This window comes from Methylobacter tundripaludum (genome assembly GCF_002934365.1).
Lineage (GTDB): Bacteria > Pseudomonadota > Gammaproteobacteria > Methylococcales > Methylomonadaceae > Methylobacter_A > Methylobacter_A tundripaludum_A.
In genome coordinates this window covers 19,474-27,601 of sequence record NZ_PTIY01000028.1, presented here as the reverse complement: position 1 = coordinate 27,601, position 8,128 = coordinate 19,474, and the positions used below count along the sequence as shown (strand labels likewise).

The following is an 8,128-nucleotide window of genomic DNA, read 5'->3' as shown; positions in this document are numbered from 1 at the left end:
CGTCTTTGGTCGGATTGAAAAAAGCGTGAAACTATATCAGCTAACCTTTTTCTTTTCCGATTAGTGCCGATTGCACTTATGAGTTGAATCTAAGGTAAATGACATCATCTAATGTAGCGTTTGCCTTATTAAATTCCCGATTGGCTTTAGTGGGTATAAATAACGGCATGCGCAAAGGATTCATGACCGATTTGGCCGCATAGCGGAGCAACGTGTCTAAAGCAGGCGCAATGTGTTCGATTTTATCGAGGACGCTGGTGCTGAACATGGTCTGAGTGATCACTTCAAGCGTCACCTGCATCATTTCATCGGCGAGATTAACTTCCGCCCCGTCGCTTAATAGCCGCCATCTGGCTAATAAATTATTGCCGGCAATGACAATTTGCGGGAGTAAAGAGGCCAAATTACTTCGCTGGAAAACCGGCTGCATTAACCGCCGTTGTCTTTGCCATAACTCGCCCTGACTGGTCACTAATCCTTGCCCTAACACCAACGCCAGACCGGTCGGCTTTTTAGGATCGTACATTTTGACAAAGGTATCGCTTTGCTTGATTAAAGCCTGTTCGATCAGCTTTGGGTGGCTGATTAAATAAAAATGCCGCGTAGCCAGCCTGAAACTAACCAAGTCGCCGTAATCGCGCTGCCAGTCGCAAAGCGCCTGGAATGGATTGGTTTTCATTTGGCGTAAATTGCCTAATAGAAATTCGCCTTTGATTTTTAGGGTTGTTTTGGTTTGCGACATGGTTAATGGAGTTAGAGGTTTTTGTGTTATTCAGCAGTTTTGTTAGGCATGCTGTTTATGCCCGACAATCGTCGGGAACCGAAAAAACTATTGCTCGGCCTGCGAGGCTATGATAGCGTATTAATTAATGTTAAAGACTAACAGGTATTTTCAGTTTATGTTTTACATGATAGAATTATTGGTTTAATTCTATCTTAATTCTATCTTAATGCTATTTAGCTCTTTGCATTCTGATGTTTTTTAATTGTTGCGTTTTAAAACAGAGTTTATTGTTTTTTAACGCAATAAAAATTAACATAATTTTAATTATATTATGACAATATTCGGTGCGCTTTTAATCATTTTTTCGATTTATTTGTTCTATGTGTTTGTGTGTCTGCTTAGAGTACCAAATGATGATTACAGAACTTATAAAAATAATCTTAAAAATGGTTTTGAAGGATCTAAGTCTGTCTTGTGGGGCGAAGGTATTGTTGGCAAGCCTGATGGAGTGATAGCTGGTGATAGTAGAGATAGCGTTACGGGTAATTTAGCAATTAAACGTTCTTATAGTCCTGAGCGGACTAGATCCCTATTTAAATAGAAAATAGCGTTATTACTTCGGTTTATTAAAATTTTATGGTCAACTCAGGCGATCCGTCGGATGTTTTAACAAAAAATAAACATTACATAGGATGGGTGCCGACAGTATTAGGTAATTTGTCTTTTAAGTTAGTTGGACATTCGGGCTACCCTTTTGACTTTTACTCTATTACCAAGGAAGATGAAATAAAAAAAACGCTGACAATTATTTGTCTTCAAAGACGCATACCTCACGATTACGCAATTCCGATACCTTTTGTTTCAGAAAGAAGAAAGTTACTAAGTCACGCATGGCTTGGTTCTAAATTTAAAAAAGAAAATATTGAAAGCTGTTTTCTCTTAAGCGGCAGGGGCTGTGTAGATGCGAATACTCGTACAGTTCAAAAAATAGAAGGAACTGTATATAGAGTCTTTCATAAAGATCGTGAAGAACAAAAAGTTCTATATGAAAAATTAAGAGAAAAAATCATAGTAATTAATGGAAAAATAAATGCTGGTTGTTCAGATGATGATTGTGAAAATCTAATATCAGAACTAAATGAAAACGCAAAAAAATTCTGTTTAGTTCGTTCTAGTATAACTCTTGATCGCCAAGGAATTTGCGAAATTAAAAGCCTTGAACTCAATGAAGATGAGAAAGAAATGCTTTTGTCTGAAGAACAATACAAAAGCTTAGTTAATCAATTTTTTTATTTCATAAAAGATGCTTTTCATTCACATAAACATCATCACTATACAGAGGACACATTAATTAGTGCTTATCCTGTAATAGATAGTGATGGCGTGTTGTGGTTTGATAATATTATTAAGAATATTTATCGTAATTTTATAAGGCGAAGGGATGAATTTACTAAAGTTTCTTTAGGCGTTTTTTGCTATATAAACACATTTACTAAAATAGCTGAAAACTGGCAAAATAGCTTTAATGACACAGACTCAGAAGACGGTAGTCAGAGCGAATGTAAAAATTCGACCTTACTGAAAAGAACGGTAAGTCTTGAAGAGCTTAAAAATTCTATAAAGGTCTGTATCGATAAAAATGAAGACAGGCAAAAATATACGATCTGGGCTATAGCCTTTATTCTTGCAATTATTACAATATTTGTTAAGCCTTTTGACGAATATGTAAAATGTTTTTATCAAAACCATAAAGAAATAGTTTTTATAATGTTTATTACTACTCTTTATGTTGTAACAACATTTGTTAAAAGTATTAATCCATTTGAACCGTCTTGTGTGAATATTAATTTATTTAAAACAGAGAGTCGGTCATTTGTTCAGTGTTTAAACTTGGCTGTCGCTCTTACAAAAAGCAAAGAATGTTTGCTTTTTTATATCTCAGTCATGGCTATATTAATAGCTTCATATGGAGTTTATTTAATTATAGGGTTTGATATTAATATATTCTATTTTATTGTGTCTGCTTGTGTTGTTTTCATCATGCCGTCACTTTTACTTTAAAAGTCATTAGGGTCAGGCCTTACATTTTACGTGCCTGCAAAAAAAACAAATGTAATTTGTAAGGTCCGCTCCTACAACGCTTAATTTAATGGCATTGTCTCTAACATAGCTGCCGATCTTCGCGCGTATGCCACGGCCGCAATATATAGATAGTGGAATCCTGAATCTCGTAACGCATTTCATATCGTCCAACCAAGATACGGCGAACCTCGCGCGGTTCGAACTCTTCCAACTTTTCGCCGATATAGGGTTGTTCAAGTAGCCGAGCGGGGGCGTAGGTTAATGATTGTACTGTGCGGGCTGCGGCCGGTTTGTTTACCGCCGCTAAAAACTCATAAAGCCGCGCTAGATCGTCCAGCGCTTTGCCAGTCCATTTCAAGCGCATCAGCGCGGAATCGGTAGCGGCCGTCGGTATCGAGACTATTGGCCCAGGCTTGCACCGCTTGGTGGTCGATGACGTGTCCGGCGTCAACATCTGCCAGCGCTTCCAACGTCAGACGCCTGCGCTCTTCTTCTTGTCCGAGCCAATCCGCCAACGCCTGTTTGATAACCCAACCGCGTGAGCGATCCAAGCGAGCGGCTATTTGGTCAACTTTGTCGGCCAGTTCTTCTGGAACATGTGCGCTAATGACTTTGGTGTTCATCGTTCACTCCATTAAAATAGGATTTCATCATATAGAGTAAATTTGGTTATTTCAACGGCATATAATATTGAATGATGTCAATAGACATGCTCTAATGTGTATTGTTTATAAATTCCTTACACAAGGATAACCCGATGCGAACCAATATAATTATTGACGACACCTTAATGGCCGATGTTTTAAAAGCGACGGGCGCAAAATCCAAGCGCGAAGCGGTAGAGCTAGGTCTAAAAACCTTATTGATGCTGAAACAGCAAGAGGGCATCAAAGCCTTTAAAGGCAAATTAAAATGGGAGGGCGATTTGGAGCAAATGAGGACTGACCGGTGATCCTGGTCGATTCAAGTGTCTGGATCGATTACTTCAACGGCACAGAAACACGGGCAACCAAAAAGCTGGATAATTTACTGGGTGTACAGCCGGTATGTACCGGGGATTTGATTCTGGCTGAAGTGCTGCAAGGATTTAGATCGGATTCCGATTACCAGACCGCAAAAACTTTGCTTTGCTCCCTGCCTGTCCACGCCATGTTGGGCGTAACCCTCAGTTTAAAGAGTGCTGAAAATTTCAGAAACTTGCGTAAACAAGGTGTTCCGATCCGAAAAACTATCGACACGATGATTGCTACTTTCTGCATCGAAAACGAATTGCCGTTATTGCATTCAGACAAGGATTTTCAGCCCTTTCAACAGTTTTTGGGCTTGCAGGTTGTATAGGTTCTCTTTTACCTTCATTTTTTAAATAGCGCGTCATTCCGGCAGATATTTGTGAATAAAGACGAGCGCTGTAGCGTGGGATCTGACCATAATCCTATCGCAATTTAGCCATTTTCAAGGATAATCTCCTTGGTTTTACCATTAAAACATCAATAATAAATAGAAGATGCCTAATGAATAATCTACTGAAAAATTCAATCTGGATACTGATTGCCGCGCTCGGCGCGGCAGCCGTCGGCGGCATTGCCTTGAACCGTGGCGAGCACATCAACACGCTGTGGTTTATAACCGCCGCCTTGTGCGTTTACGCCATTGCCTACCGTTTTTACGCGGCGTGGATTACTGCGACGGTATTGGTGGTTGACGAGACGCGGGCGACACCGGCCGAACGTTTGGATAACGGCCGCGATTTTGTGCCGACCAATAAATGGATCGTGTTCGGTCATCATTTTGCGGCGATTGCAGGGCCCGGGCCGCTGGTCGGGCCGACGCTGGCCGCGCAGTTCGGTTATTTACCGGGCACGCTGTGGATATTGTTCGGCGCGGTGCTGGGCGGTTGCGTGCAGGATATGACTACACTGTTTTTGTCCACCCGGCGCGACGCCAAAAGCCTGGGCCAGATGGCGCGCGACGAGCTGGGCGCATTGGGTGGCACGGCGGCGCTGATCGGCACGTTTGCGATCATGATCATCCTGATTGCGGTGCTGGGGCTGGTCGTGGTCAACGCGATGAAGCACAGCCCGTGGGCGACGGCTACGGTGTCGGCGACGATTCCGATTGCGATGATCGTCGGCCTGTACATGCGCAGTTTTCGTCCCGGCCAAGTGCTGGAAGCGTCTGCGTTGGGTGTAGGTTTGCTGTTGCTGGCCGTGGTCGGTGGCGGTTGGATCGATCACAATCCTACCCTGCGCGTTTGGTTCGATCACGAAGGTTTGACGCTGGCCTGGTGGGTGATGGCTTACGGTTTTGCGGCGGCGATTTTGCCGGTTTGGCTGTTGCTGGCGCCGCGCGATTATCTGTCGACTTACGTTAAGCTCGGCACGATTACTTTGCTGGCGGTGGCGATTATCATGTTGCAGCCGACCGTGAAGATGCCTGCGTTGACGCAGTTCATCGACGGCACCGGGCCTATTTTTGGCGGCAAGCTGTTCCCGTTCGTGTTTATCACCATTGCTTGCGGCGCGATTTCCGGTTTCCACTCGCTGATCGCTTCCGGCACCACGCCGAAACTGCTCAGCAACGAGCGTGATATACGCATGATCGGCTACGGCGGCATGTTGCTGGAATCTTTTGTCGCGATCATGGCGATGATGGCCGCGACCGTGCTTGATCCGGGCGTGTTTTTTGCGATCAACAGCCCGGCGGGCGTGGTCGGCAAGGAGGCTGTTGACGCCGTTGCCAAGATTTCCTCGTGGGGCTTTCCGGTTACTGTAGAGCAGATGCAGTTGTTGGCCAGTCAAATGGGCGAGGCGACGCTGTTCGCCAGAACCGGCGGCGCGCCGTCTTTGGCTGTCGGCATGGCGAGTATTTTCGGCAGCGCGTTCGGCGAGAGCATGCTGGCCTTGTGGTACCACTTTGCGATCATGTTCGAGGCTATTTTTATCCTGACCACACTGGATGCCGGAACCCGCGTCGGCCGCTTCATGTTGCAGGATATGCTCGGCAATATCTGGCCGAAAATGGCGGAAACCTCGTGGACGCCGTCGGTCGTTTTGACCAGTGCGGTGGTGGTGGCCGGTTGGGGCTATTTTCTGTACATCGGCGTGATCGACCCGAACGGCGGGGTCAATATCTTGTGGCCGCTGTTCGGCATTGCCAACCAGATGCTGGCCGCGATTGCGCTGTGCGTGGCGACCGGCATTTTGGTTAAATCGGACAAATTCAAATACGCCTGGGTGACCGGCTTGCCGCTGACCTGGCTGGTGACGATCACCAGTACGGCGGCATGGAAGAAAATCGCCAGCGACAATATACGGATCGGCTTCTTTTCCGCGGCCAACGATTTGGCCGACAAACTGGCGGCAGGTGCGTTGCCGCCGGAGAAAGCGGCTGTTGCGCCGCAGTTGATCTTCAACCTGCATCTGGACGGCTGGATAACGCTGTTTTTTGTGGCCTTGTTGTGGTTGATCGTGTTCGATATGCTGCGGGTTTGCAGCCGTTATCTGGCAGGAAAACCGGTGCTGCCGCTGGCGGAATCGCCGCATACGCCGAGCCGTCTGGTTGAAGACTGGGTGAGGGACTGATGTTTAGGGAAGCGCTGAACAAATTGATTTCGTTCATGGTTCGACAAGCTCACCACGAACGAAATCAAAAACTTACCGTTCATCCTGAGCTTGTCGAAGGATTAAATCAGTACTTCCTTAGCAAACTCAAAGCGTTTTGGCGTGTCGTGCGCCGCCTTTCCGGCGACGACGCTTACGAACGTTATTTACAGCACCATGCGGAGCATCACCAAGGAGATACACCGCTGAGCAAAGAGGCTTTTTTCAAGCAGTGGCAGGATGAAAAGTGGAATGGAATCAAACGGTGTTGTTAGCTGGATATAGGCTTTTATTTACCATGAAGGGCATGAAGAGCACGAAGAAACACACTTCTTAGCCTTCGTGATCTTCATGTCCTTCGTGGTGAAAATCTTTTTATTTTTAACAATGCATTTTAGTTTATGACCACTCACACCCAGCAACCCAACCGCCAGACATTCTACGTCGTTATAGCGCTGATACTCGGCATCATCGTTGGCGAACTACTCAATCTGAAGCTGGGCGGAACCGCGACCATGAAACAGATCGTCGGGATTTTTGCCGCGCTGACCGATATTTTCCTGCGTCTGGTCAAGATGATTATCGCGCCGCTGGTTTTTTCGACGCTGGTTGTGGGCATGGCCAAAATGGGCGACATCCAAACCGTCGGACGGGTCGGCCTCAAGGCGATGTTGTGGTTTTTTTCGGCGTCGATTTTCAGCCTGCTACTGGGGATGCTGCTGGTGAATGGCTTTGAACCGGGCAGTTCGCTGCACATGGCGCTGCCCGAAGTCGGAGCGAAAACCGGCTTGCCGCAGGCTGCCCCGACACTGGGCAATTTTGTTTCGCATATGTTCCCAAAAAGCATCATCGAAGCGATGGCGGCCAACGAGATATTGCAGATCGTGGTGTTCTCGATGTTCTTCGGCGTGGCCTGCGCCTCGCTGGGCGAACTCGCTCACCCGACCGTCAAGCTGCTCGATTCGCTGACGCACATTATGTTGAAAGTCACCGGCTACGTGATGCACACCGCGCCGGTTGCGGTGTTTTCGGCGGTGGCTTCGGTCATCGCGCAAAACGGCATCGGCGTGTTGCTCAGTTACGGCCGGTTTATCGGCGAGTTTTATCTCGGGCTGGTGCTGCTGTGCGCTGTGCTGGGCAGCGTCGGTTTCCTGATTTTGGGGCGCAAAATCCTGTCCCTGATTCGCCACATCCGCGAACCGATGTTGCTGGCTTTCGGCACCGCCAGCAGCGAAAGCGCTTACCCGAAACTGTTGCAGCAACTGGAACGCTTCGGCTGCGATGAAAAAGTCTGCGGGCTGGTGCTGCCGCTGGGTTATTCATTCAACCTCGACGGCAGTATGATGTACATGACCTTTGCGGTGCTTTTTATCGCCCAGGCTTACGGCATCGATATGGCGCTGGGCGACCAGCTGATTATGCTGTTGACGCTGCTGTTCACCAGCAAGGGCGTGGCCGGCGTACCCAGGGCTTCGTTGATCGTCATTGCGGCCACGCTGTCTATATTTCATATCCCCGAAGCCGGTTTGCTGTTGCTATTGGCCGTCGATCAGGTTCTGGATATGGGGCGTAGCGCAACCAATGTATTCGGCAACAGCATCGCCGCCGCAGTCGTCAGCCGCTGGGAAAAAGCCCTGCGATAGGGGGGGCAGCTATTGACAAAAGACGGCTGCATGGCGCGGGTGCGGTGCAGCGAGGTGTCGAATAGTTTTGGTTAAATAAC

General features: G+C 47.1%; 10 protein-coding genes. 7 read left to right on the top strand and 3 right to left on the bottom strand.

Annotated elements, in window-relative coordinates; translation table 11 throughout:
- Positions 1-76: 76 nt before the first annotated feature.
- Positions 77-742 carry a cytochrome P450 gene (locus tag B0F88_RS18560; protein WP_258076736.1) on the bottom strand — a complete coding sequence of 222 codons (666 nt, stop codon included), beginning with the start codon at positions 740-742 and terminating at the stop codon, positions 77-79.
- A 313-nt stretch (positions 743-1,055) separates the two neighbouring features.
- On the opposite strand from B0F88_RS18560, the gene B0F88_RS19240 reads away from it, so the two are divergent.
- Together B0F88_RS19240 and B0F88_RS18555 are read left to right on the top strand one after the other, a co-directional pair.
- Positions 1,056-1,325: a hypothetical protein gene (locus B0F88_RS19240; RefSeq protein ID WP_146083370.1), complete on the top strand. Its 270-nt coding sequence runs from the start codon at positions 1,056-1,058 to the stop codon at positions 1,323-1,325.
- A gap of 35 nt (positions 1,326-1,360) precedes the next feature.
- A complete protein-coding gene (locus B0F88_RS18555; protein WP_104425434.1) occupies positions 1,361-2,785 on the top strand; it encodes a hypothetical protein in 1,425 nt (474 codons plus the stop codon).
- A gap of 100 nt (positions 2,786-2,885) precedes the next feature.
- Here B0F88_RS18555 and B0F88_RS18550 read toward each other — a convergent pair whose 3' ends face one another.
- Together B0F88_RS18550 and B0F88_RS18545 are read right to left on the bottom strand one after the other, a co-directional pair.
- The gene (locus B0F88_RS18550; RefSeq protein ID WP_104425433.1) at positions 2,886-3,170 is read right to left on the bottom strand and encodes a type II toxin-antitoxin system RelE/ParE family toxin; all 285 of its coding nucleotides are present in this window, start codon (positions 3,168-3,170) and stop codon (positions 2,886-2,888) included.
- Positions 3,118-3,429 (bottom strand): CopG family ribbon-helix-helix protein, encoded by a 312-nt coding sequence (locus B0F88_RS18545; RefSeq protein ID WP_104425432.1) that lies wholly within the window; start codon positions 3,427-3,429, stop codon positions 3,118-3,120. The genes B0F88_RS18550 and B0F88_RS18545 overlap by 53 nt, the downstream gene beginning before the upstream one ends.
- A 134-nt stretch (positions 3,430-3,563) precedes the next feature.
- On the opposite strand from B0F88_RS18545, the gene B0F88_RS18540 reads away from it, so the two are divergent.
- From B0F88_RS18540 to B0F88_RS18520, 5 genes are all read left to right on the top strand, one after another.
- Positions 3,564-3,758 carry a type II toxin-antitoxin system VapB family antitoxin gene (locus tag B0F88_RS18540; protein WP_104425431.1) on the top strand — a complete coding sequence of 65 codons (195 nt, stop codon included), beginning with the start codon at positions 3,564-3,566 and terminating at the stop codon, positions 3,756-3,758.
- Positions 3,755-4,144 carry a type II toxin-antitoxin system VapC family toxin gene (gene vapC, locus B0F88_RS18535; RefSeq protein WP_104425430.1) on the top strand — a complete coding sequence of 130 codons (390 nt, stop codon included), beginning with the start codon at positions 3,755-3,757 and terminating at the stop codon, positions 4,142-4,144. The genes B0F88_RS18540 and vapC overlap by 4 nt, the downstream gene beginning before the upstream one ends.
- A 173-nt stretch (positions 4,145-4,317) precedes the next feature.
- Positions 4,318-6,387 carry a carbon starvation CstA family protein gene (locus B0F88_RS18530; RefSeq protein WP_104425429.1) on the top strand — a complete coding sequence of 690 codons (2,070 nt, stop codon included), beginning with the start codon at positions 4,318-4,320 and terminating at the stop codon, positions 6,385-6,387.
- Positions 6,387-6,680 carry a YbdD/YjiX family protein gene (locus B0F88_RS19820; RefSeq protein WP_258076735.1) on the top strand — a complete coding sequence of 98 codons (294 nt, stop codon included), beginning with the start codon at positions 6,387-6,389 and terminating at the stop codon, positions 6,678-6,680. Before B0F88_RS18530 ends, B0F88_RS19820 begins: the two co-directional genes overlap by 1 nt.
- A gap of 126 nt (positions 6,681-6,806) precedes the next feature.
- Positions 6,807-8,048 (top strand): dicarboxylate/amino acid:cation symporter, encoded by a 1,242-nt coding sequence (locus B0F88_RS18520; RefSeq protein ID WP_104425428.1) that lies wholly within the window; start codon positions 6,807-6,809, stop codon positions 8,046-8,048.
- Positions 8,049-8,128 lie beyond the last annotated feature (80 nt).